The 16,361-nt window shown below is 68.2% G+C and carries 13 protein-coding genes, 2 tRNA genes and 1 pseudogene; 8 read left to right on the top strand and 8 right to left on the bottom strand.

Annotated features, from left to right (window positions below; all coding sequences use genetic code 11):
* Positions 1–242: 242 nt before the first annotated feature.
* Entirely contained in the window at positions 243–1,481 is a 1,239-nt protein-coding gene (locus ACHQ4I_RS03620) for a serine hydrolase domain-containing protein (protein ID WP_420770228.1), read from the top strand.
* Here ACHQ4I_RS03620 and ACHQ4I_RS03625 read toward each other — a convergent pair whose 3' ends face one another.
* Positions 1,482–2,201 carry a TetR/AcrR family transcriptional regulator gene (locus ACHQ4I_RS03625; protein WP_420770229.1) on the bottom strand — a complete coding sequence of 240 codons (720 nt, stop codon included), beginning with the start codon at positions 2,199–2,201 and terminating at the stop codon, positions 1,482–1,484.
* Positions 2,202–2,300: 99 nt separating this feature from the next.
* Between ACHQ4I_RS03625 and ACHQ4I_RS03630 the strand changes: the two genes are divergently transcribed.
* Positions 2,301–3,002: an NAD(P)-dependent oxidoreductase gene (locus ACHQ4I_RS03630; RefSeq protein ID WP_420770230.1), complete on the top strand. Its 702-nt coding sequence runs from the start codon at positions 2,301–2,303 to the stop codon at positions 3,000–3,002.
* Positions 3,003–3,172: 170 nt separating this feature from the next.
* Here the strand turns inward: ACHQ4I_RS03630 and ACHQ4I_RS03635 are convergent, their stop codons facing one another.
* The 5 genes from ACHQ4I_RS03635 to ACHQ4I_RS03655 all read right to left on the bottom strand — a co-directional run bounded on the left by ACHQ4I_RS03635 (position 3,173) and on the right by ACHQ4I_RS03655 (position 7,965).
* A complete protein-coding gene (locus tag ACHQ4I_RS03635; protein WP_420770231.1) occupies positions 3,173–5,125 on the bottom strand; it encodes an FAD-dependent oxidoreductase in 1,953 nt (650 codons plus the stop codon).
* Positions 5,126–5,358: 233 nt separating this feature from the next.
* Complete coding sequence (locus tag ACHQ4I_RS03640) at positions 5,359–6,858, bottom strand: sensor histidine kinase (RefSeq protein ID WP_420770232.1); 1,500 nt, start codon at positions 6,856–6,858, stop codon at positions 5,359–5,361.
* Positions 6,855–7,568: a response regulator transcription factor gene (locus ACHQ4I_RS03645; RefSeq protein WP_420770233.1), complete on the bottom strand. Its 714-nt coding sequence runs from the start codon at positions 7,566–7,568 to the stop codon at positions 6,855–6,857. Before ACHQ4I_RS03645 ends, ACHQ4I_RS03640 begins: the two co-directional genes overlap by 4 nt.
* A 206-nt stretch (positions 7,569–7,774) precedes the next feature.
* A tRNA-Pro gene (locus tag ACHQ4I_RS03650) sits at positions 7,775–7,848 on the bottom strand.
* 43 nt (positions 7,849–7,891) lie between these two features.
* A tRNA-Gly gene (locus ACHQ4I_RS03655) sits at positions 7,892–7,965 on the bottom strand.
* 558 nt (positions 7,966–8,523) lie between these two features.
* On the opposite strand from ACHQ4I_RS03655, the gene ACHQ4I_RS03660 reads away from it, so the two are divergent.
* A complete protein-coding gene (locus ACHQ4I_RS03660) occupies positions 8,524–9,477 on the top strand; it encodes a diguanylate cyclase domain-containing protein (protein WP_420770234.1) in 954 nt (317 codons plus the stop codon).
* Between the two features lie 61 nt (positions 9,478–9,538).
* On the opposite strand, the pseudogene ACHQ4I_RS03665 reads toward ACHQ4I_RS03660, so the two are convergent.
* A pseudogene (locus ACHQ4I_RS03665) lies at positions 9,539–9,653 on the bottom strand (zinc finger domain-containing protein); the annotation flags it as partial.
* 188 nt (positions 9,654–9,841) lie between these two features.
* Between ACHQ4I_RS03665 and ACHQ4I_RS03670 the strand changes: the two are divergent.
* Positions 9,842–12,592: a helix-turn-helix transcriptional regulator gene (locus ACHQ4I_RS03670; RefSeq protein ID WP_420770235.1), complete on the top strand. Its 2,751-nt coding sequence runs from the start codon at positions 9,842–9,844 to the stop codon at positions 12,590–12,592.
* A 78-nt stretch (positions 12,593–12,670) separates the two neighbouring features.
* Positions 12,671–13,840: an FAD-dependent monooxygenase gene (locus ACHQ4I_RS03675; RefSeq protein WP_420770236.1), complete on the top strand. Its 1,170-nt coding sequence runs from the start codon at positions 12,671–12,673 to the stop codon at positions 13,838–13,840.
* A gap of 69 nt (positions 13,841–13,909) precedes the next feature.
* Here ACHQ4I_RS03675 and ACHQ4I_RS03680 read toward each other — a convergent pair whose 3' ends face one another.
* Positions 13,910–14,257, bottom strand: a complete 348-nt coding sequence (locus ACHQ4I_RS03680) for a DoxX family protein (protein ID WP_420770237.1) — start codon at positions 14,255–14,257, stop codon at positions 13,910–13,912.
* A 273-nt stretch (positions 14,258–14,530) separates the two neighbouring features.
* Here ACHQ4I_RS03680 and ACHQ4I_RS03685 point away from each other — a divergent pair, with 273 nt between their 5' ends.
* From ACHQ4I_RS03685 to ACHQ4I_RS03695, 3 genes are read left to right on the top strand one after another with little or no spacing between them, the layout of a single operon-like run.
* A complete protein-coding gene (locus ACHQ4I_RS03685) occupies positions 14,531–15,415 on the top strand; it encodes a LysR family transcriptional regulator (RefSeq protein WP_420770238.1) in 885 nt (294 codons plus the stop codon).
* Between the two features lie 19 nt (positions 15,416–15,434).
* Positions 15,435–16,025, top strand: coding sequence for a serine hydrolase domain-containing protein (locus tag ACHQ4I_RS03690; protein WP_420770239.1), 591 nt, complete (start codon positions 15,435–15,437; stop codon positions 16,023–16,025).
* Positions 15,944–16,312, top strand: a complete 369-nt coding sequence (locus ACHQ4I_RS03695; RefSeq protein WP_420770350.1) for a serine hydrolase domain-containing protein — start codon at positions 15,944–15,946, stop codon at positions 16,310–16,312. The genes ACHQ4I_RS03690 and ACHQ4I_RS03695 overlap by 82 nt, the downstream gene beginning before the upstream one ends.
* The last annotated feature ends 49 nt before the right edge of the window (positions 16,313–16,361 follow it).

Consider the following 16,361-nt stretch of genomic DNA (forward strand, 5'->3'; position numbering starts at 1 on the left):
ATGGCACGACCACCTGGCCGGTGCTGAGCGCGACGGAAGCGCCGTGTGACGGACTATTCCGAGTTCACGATCGCGGCGCGCCCGCCGTGATCAAGGTTCCGGATCGGCGGCAGTTGTCCGCTGACCAGAACAGACGATTGTCCGGCGGGTATGACTCCGGTTACAGTCACTGTTAGCTAGCTGCTTGCAACTGTTATGCGGCAGCTTGCCTGGCGTTACTTGACAGACAAGGGAGTCTGACCATGCCCGCTGCGAGCACCGATGACGCGGCCGTGCCCGGTCATATGCTGATCGATGACCGGTTCACCGCCGTCGCGGCCAAGTTCTTTTCCATGTTCCGGCGCAGGAGCCAGGGCGGTGGCGGGCTGGCGGTGTACTTGCACGGGGAGCCGGTGCTCGATATCTGGGCAGGTTGGGCGGATGACGACCGGCGCTGGCGGGCCGATTCCATGGCGCTGTCGTATTCGACCGGTAAAGGCGTTGCCGCGACCGTCGCGCACCGGCTGATCGAACGCGGCGTCCTGGAATTGGACGCGCCGGTGGCGACGTACTGGCCGGAGTTCGCTGCGCATGGCAAGGGCGATATCACGATTCGCGATGTGCTGAATCATCGCGCCGGATTGCAGCGCACCCGCGATCTGGTCACGAATACCGACGATCTGCTCGACCACGATGCCGTGGCCGCCGCCATGGCCGCCTCCGCGCCGGATCCACTGCGGCTGCGGGCCTCCGGATACCACGGTCTGACCTTCGGCACTCTGGTCGCCGAGATCGCACAGCGCGCCACCGGTCGCGACTTCCTCGACCTCGTCCGCAGCGAACTGCGAGAGCCGCTGGGCGACAATGATTTCTGGTTCGGAGTACCCGAAAATCAGCGGCACCGCCTGGCCCGGCTCTCGCCCCGCCTCGGCGTCGCCAGGATCCCGTTCGACACGCTGATCGCACCGTTCGCCTCGATGAAGGTGGTCAATTCCGCCCGCGGCGCGGTCTACGACGGCTGGGCCGATATGTCCCTCGGCATGCGCCCCTACGATGCGATGATGCCCGGCTGGAACGGCGTATTCACCGCCCGCGCCCTGGCCACGATGTACGGCGCCATCGCCAATGACGGCCTGGTCGGCTACCGCCGGCTGCTGCGTCCCGAAACCACCCGCCGCATCGCCGAAATGGCGCCGAACAGCCGCTACGACTACGTCCTCGGCGCCCCACCGCATTTCGCACTCGGCTACCACCGCGCCATCGTCGGCACCCGCCTCACCCGCCAGGCGCTCGGCCACTTCGGCATCGGCGGCTCCGGTGGCATCGCCAACCCCCGCCTCGGCCTCGGCATCGGCTTCGTCACCAACCACCTCGGCAACCACGCCATGTCCCTGGGCGACGCCCGCCTGCCCTTCCTCGCCGCCCTGGCCGAACGCGCCGCCCGCGCGGCCACCGGCGATCCGGCCGCCAGCACCTCGGATACCGCGCGCGCCGCCAGCTGATCACTCAGCGCTCGGCGGTTCCAGACCCAGTGAGCGGATGAGATGGCGGATCTCGTTGCGGTAGAGCTTGGCCGGGTCGGTGGTCTGGGAGCGCAGATGTCCGAGGATTTCGAGGGAGACCAGGCCGTGCAGGTGGCCCCAGATGCGTAGGGCGATGGCGACGGCTGCTGGCGGGAGTCCGGGGAACTCCGCCTTGACCTCGCCGACGAGTTTCGGTTCGAAGTCCGACCACTCGAAACCGTTATCCGCGTACAGCTTTTCGGCGTGTGGCCAGGCGCCCGCGGCCAAGCCGGTCAGGCCGGCGCACACGCGATGCTCCGCGTCCGGGGCCGCGCCGCCTTCCGGAGGCTGATAGTTGGGTACCGGATCGCCGTAGATGAGCCGGAACCCGGCCGAGTTCGCCACGGCCCAATCCCGAAATGCGCAGGCCCACGCGAGGATTCGACCGGAGGCGTCGGTCGCGGGACGGGCGTCGCGCGCGGCTTCGACCGCATCGGCGAGTTCGGCGTACACGTCATTGATCAGCGCGGTGATCAGGTCATCGCGAGTCGGAAAGTAGCTGTAGACCGCGTTGGCGGTCATCCCCATCTCGCGGGCGATCGCCCGCAGCGTAATCGCGCCGGGTCCGCCGTCGGCCATCAACCGGAGCGCGACCTGCTTGATCTCCGCCGTCGTCTCGGATCGTCGTAACTCCCGCCTGCTCGGCGTCGCAGTACCCACGGGCGCAACTCTACAGCGGCGTGAGAAAACTTCGCCTTGCTCAAATACTTCACGGCGTATAGTTTCTACACGCCGTACCAAATCAGATCGAGGAGAACCATGTTCATCGGAATAGTCGGCGCGACCGGCAATATCGGCCAGCGGGTACTCACCGAGGCCGTCACCCGCGGCCACCACGTCACCGCGTTCACCAGGGACGCGAGTCAGATCGCCGATCAACGGCCGAACGTCACCTGGCGCAGCCTCGACGTCTTCGACAGCGCGGCCGTCGCCGCGGCCCTGCCCGGCATGGACGTGCTGCTCAGCTGCTACCAACCGGGAAATGCCGCAACGGATTTCAACGACACCGTCGCCCGATCGATCGCCGACCCGACGGTCTACGCGAACGCCGCACGCTCACTCCTGAGCGCACTGCACACCCACCCGCGCACCCGCCTGATCGTGGTCGGCGGCGCGGGCAGCCTGGAGTACGAGCCCGGTCGCGTCACCGCGGATGACGATCAGCGCCTGACCGCCACCCTCGACGAGCTGGGCCTGCCCCGCGAATACGCCGCCGCGGTACGCGGCCACCGCGCCGCCCTCGATGTCCTGCGCACCTCGAACCGGCTGTGGACCTACCTCAGCCCGGCCGAACTGATCGCCCCCGGCGAACGCACCGGCCGCTACCGGGTCGGCGGCGACCAGCCGGTCCGCGATACCGACGGCCGCAGCCGCATCTCGATCGAGGACGCCGCCGTCGCCCTGCTCGACGAGATCGAGGTGCCGCGATTCATCCAGCGGCGCTTCACCATCGGCTACTAACCGCCTGCCCGCGTACCGGCCGTCCGAACGGCGGCCGGTGCGGGGTTTTCCACGGCTTCGTGCCTGATCACGGGGGATATCTGCGGCGCGGCACCCGCGGTCACCGTGGCGGTGGGTCTCGATGCACATCCGCACCGCGGCGAGCACCGGATCGGCCTTCGGCAGTGCGCTCAGGTCAGTCGCGACGCCAGCCGCGACGCGTTCATATGGGCGATGGCCTCGATGCTGAGCATCGGGTTCACCCCGGACGCGGTCGGGAAGCAGGAGCCGTCGGCGACAACGACATTCGGCACGTCCCAGATCGCGCCGTCCGGATCGGTGGCCGAATCGGCGCGCGAGCCGCCCATCCGGGCCGAGCCCATGATGTGCAGCGCGCCCATCGCACAGCGGCCGGGATCGTAACCGGCGCGCAGGCATTCGGCGACGAAGGTGTCGTGGGAACCATCGATACCGGGTTCGTAGAACGGGCCGGACTGATGCCCGGAGAAGATCCGGCGCGCGCCAGCTGCTTCCAAAATCCTTGCCGCGCCTTCGATTCCGGCGTGCATATGGGCTTGGTCGTAGCCGGACAGCCGATAGCGGACCACCGCGTCGCCCGCGCGGTCGATCGATACCGTGCCGTGGTCGCGATCTCGGGTGATGACACCGACGGCGACGGTGTGTGCGAGGTTGTGCATGATCGCCCGATGCTGGGCCGCACCGGTCCAGTTGAGGAAGCCGACCGTCATGCCCGGTGTGAGCGGACCGGTCTCGTAGATCACGCCGTAGCCGTGGCCGTCGAGGTCGCGATGCTGGGCGGAGTAGCGCGTCTGCATGCCGCCCTCCCACGGGCGGATCTCCTCGTCGAAGGTGCCGAAGACCGCGGTGGCGGGATGCAGCCGCAGGTAGCGGCCGATGTTCTGACCGGATATCCCGGAGCGGCGCAGCAGCGCCGGTGTGTGGATCGCACCGGCCGCGACGACCACCGCGCGGGCCCGGATCGTGACCGTATCGCCCTGTGCCGTGACGGCTCGGACACCGCTGGCGCTACCCTCCCGAACCGTGATCGTGCGAACCTCGGTTTCGATCAGCAGCCGGGCGCCGTGCTCGGCGGCATCGGCGAGCCAGGTCTTGGTCACCGACTGCTTGGCGCCGATCCGACAGCCGAAACCACAACGGCCGCATTCGATTCCGGCGTCGCAGCCGCGCACATTGCGCGGCATCGCATCGACATGCCAATCCAGTTCGCGCAGACCGCGTTCCAGGACGGTGTCGCGGCCGGAGGCACCGGAGTGCTCGCCGTTGACGCCGAGTCGCGCCTGCACCGCATCCAGCGCCTCGGTGTACTCGTCGGAGGCGAACTGCTTGGCGCCCAGGTTCGCCCATTCCTCGCGCACATCGTCGGGCGTGCGGAACGACGTGGTCCAGTTGACCACCGTCCCGCCACCCAGACACGAACCCGCGACGAGGCCGAGCTGTCCCTCCTGCGTGGTTGCCGGTCCCGGCGAGTACAGCTTCAGCAGTCCGGTGAGTTCGCCGGTCCCGAAATCCGCGTCGTCGTAGTATCCGCCGCGTTCCACGACCACGACATCCAATCCGGCCGCCGCGAGCACTGCGGCCGCAGTGCCGCCACCCGCGCCGGACCCGACAACCACGACGTCGCAGTCGAGCGTCGTATCGCCGGTCGGGCGCACCGGAGCCAACGCGGGCCGCGGCGCATCGGACCGCGGGCCGAGCGGACCCGGAAATCCCATCAGCTGCCAGGCCGGATTGCTACCGGTGGACCCGGGCGTCGCATAGTACGCCGTCAGCGCAGCACCCTTGAGCGCCTGGAAGACCGCCCGCTTGCGTGCCAGACGGGAGTTCCCGAGCCGCCACATCGCCTGCTCACGGTCGGCCGGCGTCAGATCGGCGAACCTGCGCGGCCCGGCCCCGATCAGCACCCCGAACGACCGGGAATTCCACACGCGCAGCAGGGTTTCGAAGGCGCGACGCTCCGCGGCACTCGGATTGCGTGCCAGCAACTGCTCGACGGCGTCGACGGCGCCCAGCCGTGACGCGGAAGGCAGCTCCGCCCCATCCCCCGGCGCGAACGTATCGCAGATCAGGCCGAGCGTCGCGCGCTGAGCGAGGGTCAGGGACATGGGACTCCTACGGGACACAGCTCGAGAACGGTCATTAACTTAACCTACTCGCGCCGATCCGCCCATGCGGCTCATCTGTGCAGAATGATCAGGAACAGCACCTTCTGCAGCATGTCCAGCGCCCGGCCGACGGCGAGCACGGTTTCCACGAAATCTCCGCTGCCCATGGCAGCCCTCTTTTCCTCCGACGAGATCCTCAGTGTCGCAGCCGCAGGACGGAGATGTCCACGAGTTCAGATGGCGGCGAGCAGGATTCGGAACGTGGTGCCCGCACCGGGCGTGCTCAGCAGCTGGATCCGGGCGCCGTGCGCGCCGAGGATCGCCTCGGCGATGGCGAGTCCGAGCCCCGAACCACCGGTGCGGGACCGCGATTCGGCCGCCCGGTAGAAGCGGTCGAAGATGCGCGGCGCGTTTTCGGGCGCAATGCCCGGTCCGTCGTCGTGGACGTCGAGCACGGCGAATTCGGATGCGTCGGGCAGTGCCGCACCCGCTTCGGCGGCCACCGGATCGGTCAGCGTGGCCGCGGCTCGAATCCCGACCGTGACGGTGATCGATGCCTCGGATGGGGTGTGTACCAACGCATTATTGACCAGATTCGTGACAACCTGCCGCAATCGGTGCCCGTCACCGACAATCCGAACCGGCGCATCCGGACTTTCGAGTCCGATATCCCGATCCGGCGCCCGAGTCGCGGCATCGCCCACCACATCCGCGGCGAGCGCCACCAGATCGACCTCCGCCAGATCCAGCGCACGCTCCTGGTCGAACTTGGCCAGCAGCAGTAGATCATCGACGAGCAGCCCCATCCGGATCGCCGCACCCTCGATCCGGCGCATCATCTCCCGCACGCCCGCCTCGTCTTGCGCGCCGCCGCGCCGATACAGCTCGGCATACCCGCGCACCGAGGTCAGTGGCGTGCGCAGTTCGTGTGAGGCGTCGGCGACGAATGCCCGCATCCGCCGCTCGGAATCCGCGAGCTGGCGCAGCGCCGAGGACAAGCGGGTGACCATCACGTTGAACGCGGTGCCGAGTCGGCCCACCTCGGTATGCGGATCGGTCGGTGCGACGCGGCGGTCCAGATCCCCGGCGGCGATCGCCTCGGCCGTGTGCTCGATCCGGGTCAGCGGTCGCAACCCGAGCCGGACCAGCACCGCCGCTATCACCGAGATGGCGATCAGCAGCGTCGCGCCCGCCGCCAGCTCGATCGTGCGGAGTTTGCCGGTGGTCGCCTCGGTGGTCGCCAGCGACATCGCGATCGCCGCGGTGCCGCCATCGGGCTGCCATTCGGTCGCCGGCTGCACGACGGTGCGCACCCGCCACCGGATATCGCTCTTCTGGTCCCCGACCGTGAAAGCGGTATTCGCCCTGGTGCGCACCGAGGCCGCATCCATCGACGGCAATGCCGGTACGGTGCTCAACTCGGCCGGCGCACCGAGTCGGCCGATGGGCTGACCGTCGACATCGAAGAACATGAGCCGAAAGTCCGAGGGCAGCTGCTCGTACTCCGGCGCCCCGGACGGCGGTGGCGGCGGTGGCCGCTTGGTCGAGGTCATATCGCTGGCAACGCGATTCAGCTGCTCGTCCACCCGGTCGAGCAGCGCGCGATCCAGCATCGCGATGCTGAGCAGCCCGAAGGCCGCCATCCCGATCCCGGCGATCGCGACCAGGACCAGCAGCAGCCGGGTGCGCAAGGTCAAACGGCGCCGCCGATCCCAGATCCGCAGGGCCCTCACGAGCGCGCGCCGCCCAGCCGCACGGTGTAGCCGACACCGCGAATCGTGTGGATCAGCGGCGGATTCCGGGCATCGACCTTGCGCCGGAGCTGACTGATGAAGGTTTCCACGACGCGGGCATCGCGCCCGGTCTCCGCACGCCACACCCGATCGATGATCTGCTGTTTGCTGATCACCTTCTCCGCGTTGCGGACCAGATATTGCAGCAGGCTGAATTCGGTGGCCGACAACCAGATCTCTTCGCCGGCACGGTGTGTCGTATGCGCCTCGACATCCAGTACCAAATCCGCGTACCTGAGCACACGGTCATCGGATTCCGGGCCGTGGGTTCGACGCAGAATCGCGCGCAGCCGCAGCACGACCTCTTCGAGACTGAACGGTTTGCTCACGTAGTCGTCGCCACCGGCGGCCAAGCCGACGATCCGATCCTCGACCGCGTCCCGGGACGTCAGGAACAACACCGGTACCTGATTGCCGGACTCCCGCAGCCGCCGCGCCACCGCATAGCCGTCCAGATCCGGCAGCATCACATCCAGCACCACGATGTCCGGCGGATGCGCCGCCGCCGCGGCCAACGCGTCGAGCCCACTGGCCGCGGTGTGCACGTCGAATCCACTCATCCGCAGCGCGGCGGAGAGCAGGTCGAGGATATTCGGCTCATCGTCGACGACCAGCACGCTCGCGGCCGGTGACGCAGCACGGTCGGGCACGGCTACACAATATGCCGCACCGCACGGCCCGAGGCCGCACCGAATGGGCCTACACCCCTGAACTCACAGCAAGCCGACAGATTCCCCACAGCCGGGCGACGATCTGGGCTTCCCACCCGATCCGGCCGACTCCCAGCTACCACGTCGCATCGTCACAGCAAGCTTTCGGACAATCGCCGAGCCGACGGCCGGGCCTTCGAACTTTGTCGGGGTGACAGGATTTGAACCTGCGACCCTCCGCTCCCAAAGCGGATGCGCTACCAAGCTGCGCTACACCCCGTGCCCTCGCGGCGAAACGGGTGCCGACGAGGATGAATCCTGTGTGGAGCGGGTGACGGGAATCGAACCCGCACCATCAGCTTGGAAGGCTGAGGTTCTACCATTGAACTACACCCGCAGGCATACGACATCTGATGGGATCGCCACGATGTCGTGTGCGATCCGACTGTACCGAATACGGCGTCGGAAACGCTAATCCGCCCCCGCCGAACCGCTTCACGCGGCCCACTGCCAGGGCCTGGGCCGCAATCCGACCGCCGACAGTAGCTCATCGCTATCGCTGATCGGCGTCGAGCCGACCGGACCACTCGCGCCGAGAAGCCGAACGAGCCGGTGGCCACCACAATTTTCGCACAGTCCGGCGCGCCGTCGGCGTGTCGGTCCGCGACTTCCCGGCGAACGAAATTCATATGTAACGCGGCGGACGCGGCAGCGATCACATACCCGATCGCCATTCGCGAGGGACCGAGAACTCGTTGTAAAACAGCGTTTTTCAGTGCCGAGTGGCTTGCTAGGATCCTTTTTGCCGGACGGGGGTATCTGGAAAGGGGGCGGTGAGCGTGCACCAAGCGAGGTGGACACAACCGCGTAGCAGTGCGAACGATCGGGGTGAAACCGGCACCTGTGCGCGCACAGGGCACCCGGGTACCGACATCACCCATGGCGGGTGACTGCGATGTCCGCGGATATCGAGCCACCCGTAGCGCAGATGGCCAGCGCCTGGGCGCGTGCGGTCTGCTCGGAGCCGGGATCACACGCGTCACCACAACAGTTGCAACCGGTCCTGGTCGAGATCATCCAGCGGCTATTGCGACTGGCCAGGTCCGAGCCCTTTCCGGTGCCCGAGGCGCGGATGTTGGGGGCGCGGCTGGTCGAGGCGCCGTTCGAACGGACCAGAATGCTGGCCCAGGCCACCCGCTGGCTGCTCGGCTTCCCGGCGGGGGCGCCCGGGTCGCTGGTCGCGACGCGCTGGCCGCTGGTCGCCAGCCAGGCCATCGATAGCTACGCCCAGGCGCTACAGGAACGGGCACTGGCCCAGCAGGAGCAACACATTTCGGCGGCGGTGTCGTTGCGGGTGCAGGAGATCGCCGCATTACAGCATCGGCTGCGGCACGAGGCCACTCACGACGCGCTCACCGACCTCGCCAACCGGACGCTGCTGCAGGACAAGGTGCGGCTGATGGCGGCCGACCCGAACCGCGGCGTCGGCCTGCTGCTGATCGATCTGGACCGGTTCAAGCAGATCAACGACAACTACGGCCATGCCGTCGGCGACGAGGTGCTCGTCGAACTGGCCCGCAGACTGCGCGAGATCTGTCCGCCGGATACGGTCATCTGCCGTTACGGCGGTGACGAATTCGTACTCGCCACCAACCCGCTGCACAACACCCTGAGCGAGATCGCGCACCGGATCGTGGCCGCGCTGCGTGATCCGGTGTGGTCGACGGCCGGTCCGGTGCCGGTGTCGGCCAGTGTCGGCACCGCGTACTCGCCGCCGGGCGAATCCTGCGATTTCACCGATCTGCTTCGCCGCGCCGATCGCGCGATGTACTCGGCGAAGACCGCGGGCGGACGCCGCTTCGCCCTCGCCGATCCCGATAAACCCGAAATCAAGGCCGTAGCAGGCTGATCCGTCCCAGGTCCTCTGGTCACCGCGCACCGGGTAGGCGCTGACCAGAGGGTCTATTCGGTCAGCTCGCTTGGCAGCTGGGGCACCGGAACAGATTTCGGCCCTCCAGTACGCTGTGTGCGATGGGCGTGCCGCACACGCGACAGGGAGCGCCGGTAGACGTAGGTGCGCGGCCGGGCATCGGATCAGTTCACCCTGGCCCCGCCTTCGATAATGCGGGCGGATTCCCATCCAGGATGGCCGACCGGCGTCCGGTTCAGCCGCCCGCGGCGACGTCGATTCTCAGGGCGGGTCCGCAGGCTGTCTCGTTCCAGCGCAATGGATTGCTATCTGATGCCGGCGCATCGGCACTAAGGTTTCAGAGTTGACGGATTCCGGATATCGGGACGGGCAGATGCTGTATGGCCGCAAGTGCGAGGAAGATTCGATCGGCGAGCTGCTCGCCGCGTCCGCGCAGGGGCGTCCTGGGGTCCTGATCCTGCGCGGCGATGCCGGAATCGGTAAGTCGGCACTGCTGGAATACGCAGAGACCGCCGCACAATGCCGGACGCTGCGGGTCACCGGCATCGAATCCGAGGCCGAGCTGCCTTATGCCGCTCTCCAGGTCCTGCTTCGCCCGGTCCTCGGCACGCTCACCCACTTGCCCCGACAGCAGGCGGATGCGCTGCTGAGCGCCCTCGGACTGGGTGAGACCACCTCCGGTGACCGGTTTCTCGTCGGCCTGGCCACCCTGAGCCTTCTGACCGAGCTCTCGGCCGAGGAACCACTGCTCTGTCTGGTCGACGACGCACATTGGCTCGATCAGGAATCCGCCGACGCGCTGCTGTTCGCGGTGCGGCGCTTGCACAGTGAGCCGGTGAGCCTGGTCTTCGCCGCCCGCGACGAGGGCCGTTCCTTTTTCGCGCCCGGAGTGCCTGAACTGCGGTTGCCGGGGCTGGATCGGGAGGCGGCGCGTGCGCTCGCCGACTCCGGCGGCGCGCTCGCCCCCGCGGTCCGCGACCAGATAGTCGCCGAGTCGGGCGGCAATCCCCTTGCGCTGCTGGAGCTCACGAGAATGCTCACCCCCGAGCAACGCGCCGGAGCCTTCAACCCATTCGCCTATTCGCTGGGAATCGCTGAGCCGCCATCGGATCGGGTGCTCTCGGGTTTCCGCGTCCGAATCCGCGAGCTCTCGCCGCCGACGCGGCTGTGCCTACTGGTGGCGGCACTGGAGGACACTGGCCAGGTGGCACCGGTGGCGCGTGCCCTCGCGGCACTCGGAGTGGACCTGGCCGACTTCGCGCCTGCCGAGCAGGCCGACCTGGTCCACGTCACCACCACTGGAATCGTGTTCCGGCATCCCTTGGTGCGCACCGCGACCCGGCTCGCCTCGGATGTCGGTCAGCGCATGGCAGCCCATTCCGCGCTGGCAGAAACCGTCGACGACGACCGGCGGGCGTGGCATCTGGCCGCGATTGCCGTCACCCCCGATGCGGCGATCGCCGACGAACTGGAAAGGGCGGCGGTGCGCGCGCGCCGACGCGGCGGCCAGATCGCGGTCTGCAGCGCCTACGCTCGCGCCGCCGAGCTCTCACCCGATCCCGCGGCGGCGGTCCGGCGCTGGGCGGCAGCGGCTTCGGCTGCTTTGGACGCTGGAATATCCGGGCGCGCGGCGGAACTCGTGCGACACGCGGCAACCGGCACTGTGCCCGCCGAGGCCGCGGACGCAGCCGAATTGGCCCGGGTGCGAGCGGCGCTAGCCTTCGACGCCGGTCGGCCGCTCGACGCCACCCGCTTACTTCACGAGGGTGTCGTGGCACTGGGCGGGTCGGCGCGCGATGAGGTGACGAGAATGACGATGCTCGGCTGGGCGGCCATCTACACCTGGTCCAGCCGCCCGCATCCGGATCAGATCGAACTGGCACGGCAGACCGAGCGGCTTACCCCGGCGGTGCCCGGACCACTCGGCGCGGTCCATGCGCTCACCCAGGACATTCGACTGCTCTTGGAGGGCGATCGGCTCGCCGTCAACATCGCGCCGTACGGGCTCGGACGACTCGATGATGCCCCCTTCGACCTGCACGTTCTGGCCGCCTACCTCAGCTTTGCCCGTGGCGACGTGACCGCCATGGTCCGGGATGCGACGCGGTCGGTCGACGTGTGCCGATCAGCGGGCCGGATCGGGCGCATGCCGCAGGCCATGATGATGCTCGCGATCGCCGAACTCGTCAGCGGCCGGCACCGGGCCGCGCGATCCACCGCTCTCGAGGCCCGGCTGCTGGCGGAGGATATCGGCCAACCGTATTGGAAGCACTACTTGTCGGGTGTGGCCGCCTGGATGTACGCGGTGGCCGGCGATGAACAGCAATGCCACGCCCTGGCCGCGGAAGCGAAGGCCGAGGGCGGCGCGTGGATGACCGGCCACGCGTGGGCAACCTGGGCGTTGGTGGCCCTGGACACCGGGCTCGGCCGATACCAGCAGGTGCTGGCCCGGCTGGACAAGGCCGCGACCGGCCCAGCGCGGCACGGATTCGTCTGGCGCTACGCCTACCCGGATTACGTAGAGGCCGCCGTGCGGACGGGAGATCCGCACCGAGCGGACCCTATGCTGGCCCGCTTCGCGAATTGGGCTCGGGCGACCGGGAATCCGTGGTCACTGGCCGTTCTGCAGCGCTGCTACGCCTTGCTTACCGACGGCGACGCCGCAGACCTGTATGAGCAAGCGTTGAGTCTGCATGAGCGCGGCGATCAGCCCTTCGAGCAGGCGCGCACCGAACTCCTCTACGGCGAGTGGCTCCGCCGGCACAATCGACGCGCCGAAGCGCGCGCCCAACTCGTGTCCGCGCTGTCCACCTTCGACCAGTTGGGCGCGGCGCCGTGGGCCGATCGCGCCGCGGCGGAATTGCGCGCGACCGGAGTCTCGTCGGCCGGTCAGACTCGGGGTTCGGATCCGCTGGCGGCATTGACGCCACAGGAACTTCAGGTGATCCGGCTGGCCGCGACCGGCGCGACCAATCGCGAAATCGGCACTCGGCTGTTCCTCAGTGCACGCACGGTCGCCTATCACCTGTACAAGGCGTTTCCGAAGCTCGGAGTCTCCTCCCGGGCCGAACTCGCCAGGTACGTCACGACTTAGGCGGAGCGGCGGGAGACGGTGGCGACTACCGTCATTTGACGGACGCGACCACACCGGGGCGTCCGTAGCGTCGCTGCCATGACTCTTCCCAGCCATACAGATGTGCTCATCGTCGGCGCCGGACCGGTCGGCATGGCACTCGCGGCGTCCCTGGCGGACAAGGGCGTTGCCGCGGTGCTCATCGACAAACAGGCCGAAGGCGCGAACACCTCCCGCGCCGCGGTAGTGCACGCCAGAACCCTCGAGGTGCTGACCGAACTCGAGGTGACCGACGAACTGGTGGCGCGCGGCATCATCGTGCCACGCGCCACGGTCCGCGAACGCGACCGTGTCCTGCTGCACGTCGGCTTCGACGACCTGCCCACCGACTATCCCTACACGCTGCTGATTCCTCAGGACATCACCGAAGCCGTTCTGCTGCGGCGGTTGTCGAGCCTCGGCGGGAGTGTGATCCGGCCCTGCGAACTGACTTCGCTCACGCAGGACACCGACGGAGTCACCGCGACAACCACATCCGGCGAACAGATCCGGGCACGCTACGCGGTCGGCGCGGACGGCATGCACAGCCTGGTTCGCGAGCAATCCGGCATCGGCTTCCGGGGCGATACCTACGCACAGTCGTTCATCCTCGCCGATGCCATGCTGGACGGGGATGTGCCGGAAGCGGAGATCCGGCTCTACTTCTCCCCCGAAGGTGTGACCGTCCTCGCGCCGCTGCCGGGCGGCCATCATCGGATCGTGGCGACGGTGGACGAGGCGCCACCCGAACCCGATCACGACCATGTGCAGAACCTGCTGAGCGCGCGCGGCCCGCAGGCGGATCCGGTCATCGTCCGGGAGATCGTGTGGAGCTCCCGATTCCGGGTGCACCATCGTCTCGCCGAGCACTACCGGACGGGCCGGATCTTCCTCGCCGGCGATGCCGCACATGTGCACAGCCCCGCCGGCGGGCAGGGCATGAATACCGGGCTGCAGGACGCCCTGAACCTGGCCGCCAAACTGGCCGCGGTGATCCGCGAAGGCGCCCCCGCCGACCTCCTCGACGCCTACGAGACCGAGCGGCGGCCCGTCGCCGAGGAGGTCGTCGCCTTCACCGACACGATGACCCGCATCGCCACCGTCAGCAGCGCGCCCCTGCGCGGCGTGCGCAATACCGCGCTGCGCGCGCTGGACTGGATCCCGGCGGTCCACCGCAAAATGGCCATGAACCTGTCCGAGCTGGGCCTGGACCCGCAGCGAATCCACTAACGCGACAACACCTTTCCGACGCGCGCACGGCTCAGGGCCGGGTGTCCGGCCCTGAGCGGCGTCAGTGGATCATGCCGCGGCCCCGAGCGCCACTGCCGCGGCTACGGGCACCAGATACATGACCGGATACGGAATGTGGCTGTAGGAGCGCGCCCGCACCACAGTGACCACGGCGCCGAGGAAGTACAACACCAGACCGGCCGCGGCCGCGATCCCGATCACGGGGACGACGAGGCCGACCAGCAGCCCTACGGACCCGGCGGCCTTGGCGGTGGCCAGCCACGGCCACCACGATTGCGGGACTCCGTATTCGGCCAGCGGCTCCACCACCCACTTGGCCTTCTGATACATCGAGACCGCCGAGAAGGCGACCCACACGGCCGCCACGATGGTGACGACGACATGAGCGATCGACAACACTTTCTCCAATCCCATTGGGGCCGAGGAACTTCGGCGAGAGTCACGGAGCAGATCCGCGTGACGGTATTCAGAGTGCGCGTTCGCCCGACGCCGAACAAGACCGAATCGGGCAACAAACATTTCCCGGCGGTTCACGATCGAACCGCGCGCGCGGGGCGTGACCGGCCCGGGCCATCGGCGGCCCCGGCCCCTCGAGCCAGTAATATTTGCTGATCAGGCGGCATCCGGACACCGACGGCACCGCAACCGGCCACCGACGACAGGAACGATGTGGAGCTCCGCGACATCGAGATCTTCCTGACCCTGGCCGATGAACTGCATTTCGGCCGGACCGCCCAGCGGCTCCATGTGACGCCCGCGAGCATTACCAAGGCGATCAAGAAACAGGAACGCGAGATCGGCGCGGCGCTGTTCGAACGAACCAGCCGCAGTGTGCGGCTCACCCCGCTCGGCGAGCAGCTGCGCGACAACCTACAGCCGACTTACCTGGCGCTGCAGGCATGCGTTCAGCAGGCCCGCACGACGGCCCGCGGCTCGAGCGCCCCACTGCGCGTCGGATTGATGCCGTACAACACATCGGTGCTGCACCCGTACTGGCAGGAGTTCCGGACCCGGCACCCCCAGTGGGAACTGCAGATCCGCCGTCCCGCCATCATCACCGATCCGCTCAGCGCGCTCCGGGACGACAGCATCGACGTGTTGGTCGTCTGGACTCCGATCCGGGAACCGGATCTGACCGTGGGCCCCGTCCTGTTCAGCGATACCCGTGTGCTCGCCGTAGCCGCAGACCATGAACTCGCTGAACGGGAGTCGTTGCCGGCGGAGGCGCTCGCCGACGTCCCGCACATTATCGGGGCCGATTGGCCCGAATACTGGGAGAGCGCCTACCTGCCGTTCCATACCCCCGGTGGCCGCCCGATCCCCCGCGGCACCTATGCCACCAGTCCCGACGACGCCCTGGTGCTCATCGCGGGCGGCGAGTTCGTGCACCTGTTCCCCGCGCATGTCACCGAGTACTGGTCGCTGCCGGACATCCGCTTCATCCCCGTCCCCGATCTCCCGCGGCTGCCCTACGCCCTGGCGTGGCGCACCGACGCCGAAAACGAGCGCATTCGGTCGCTCGCTCGTGTGATCCAGGACCTCGGCGACCGGTAGTAACCGGTCACGACGGCTCGTGGTCGCCGTGCTGGTGGAGCGCGGCGTACTCGACTACGCCGCCCCGGTCACCAAATACTGGCCCGAGTTCGGCACGCACGGTAAGGAATCCATCACCGTCGGCCACGTACTCAGCCACACGGCGGGCCTGCCGTACCTGCCCGCCGATATCACCGTCGAGCAGTTCGCCGACGTCGCAACGGTCACCGCCTGGCTGGCCGAACAGCGCCCCGAGTGGGAACCCGGCACCGCCACCGGCTACCACGGCTGGACCTACGGACACCTGGTAGCCGAGATCGCGCGTCGCGCCACCAGCCGGCCCATCGACGACGTCCTCGACGAGATCGCCACTCCGCTCGGCATCGCGGGCCACTTGTATTTTGCCCTGCCCGATGGTGTCCCCGCCGCCACCCTCTACGACGGAAACTGGTCCGCCGTACTAAATTACCTGCCCCGGCCTTCCACCGAGTCGCCCCGCCCGACGTGGCCCCGGTCGCCGATTTCGCCAACCGCCCCGAGATCCGCCGCCTGGCCGTCCCGGCCGCCGCGACGGTTACCGCCCGCGGTGCGGCCCGCATCTACGCCGCCGCCCTCTCCGGCGAGCTCCTGAGCCCCGCCACCCTGCGCGCGGCCACCACCCTGCGCACGGCCGACCCCGACCGTGTCCTGGGCACACCCATCCCCAAGGCCCACGGCTTCTTCCTCGGCGGCCCCGGCTCCCCCATGGGCACACGTCCAACCATCTTCGGCCACACCGGTTCCGGCGGCAGCATCGCCTTCGCCGACCCTGAGCACGGCCTCGCGGTCGCCGTGACTCACAACCGCCTCGCGGCCGGACCGGAAGACTGCGTGGACCAGGTCGTTGCCGCAGTGCGCCGCGAACTCGGCTTCCCTTAGTAATCGCATGAAAACAACGTCAATGGCTTGGCCAGCGACAATGCCAAGG

Origin of the sequence: Nocardia nepalensis, from assembly GCF_048910785.1 — a bacterium.
GTDB classification, from domain to species: Bacteria; Actinomycetota; Actinomycetes; order Mycobacteriales; family Mycobacteriaceae; genus Nocardia; species Nocardia nepalensis.

Coding starts and splice junctions, on each gene's coding strand:
- ACHQ4I_RS03630 (WP_420770230.1), top strand. CDS start 2,301: ATGTTCATCGGAATAGTCGGCGCGACCGGCAATATCGGCCAGCGGGTA.
- ACHQ4I_RS03660 (WP_420770234.1), top strand. CDS start 8,524: ATGTCCGCGGATATCGAGCCACCCGTAGCGCAGATGGCCAGCGCCTGG.
- ACHQ4I_RS03620 (WP_420770228.1), top strand. CDS start 243: ATGCCCGCTGCGAGCACCGATGACGCGGCCGTGCCCGGTCATATGCTG.
- ACHQ4I_RS03675 (WP_420770236.1), top strand. CDS start 12,671: ATGACTCTTCCCAGCCATACAGATGTGCTCATCGTCGGCGCCGGACCG.
- ACHQ4I_RS03635 (WP_420770231.1), bottom strand. CDS start 5,125: ATGTCCCTGACCCTCGCTCAGCGCGCGACGCTCGGCCTGATCTGCGAT.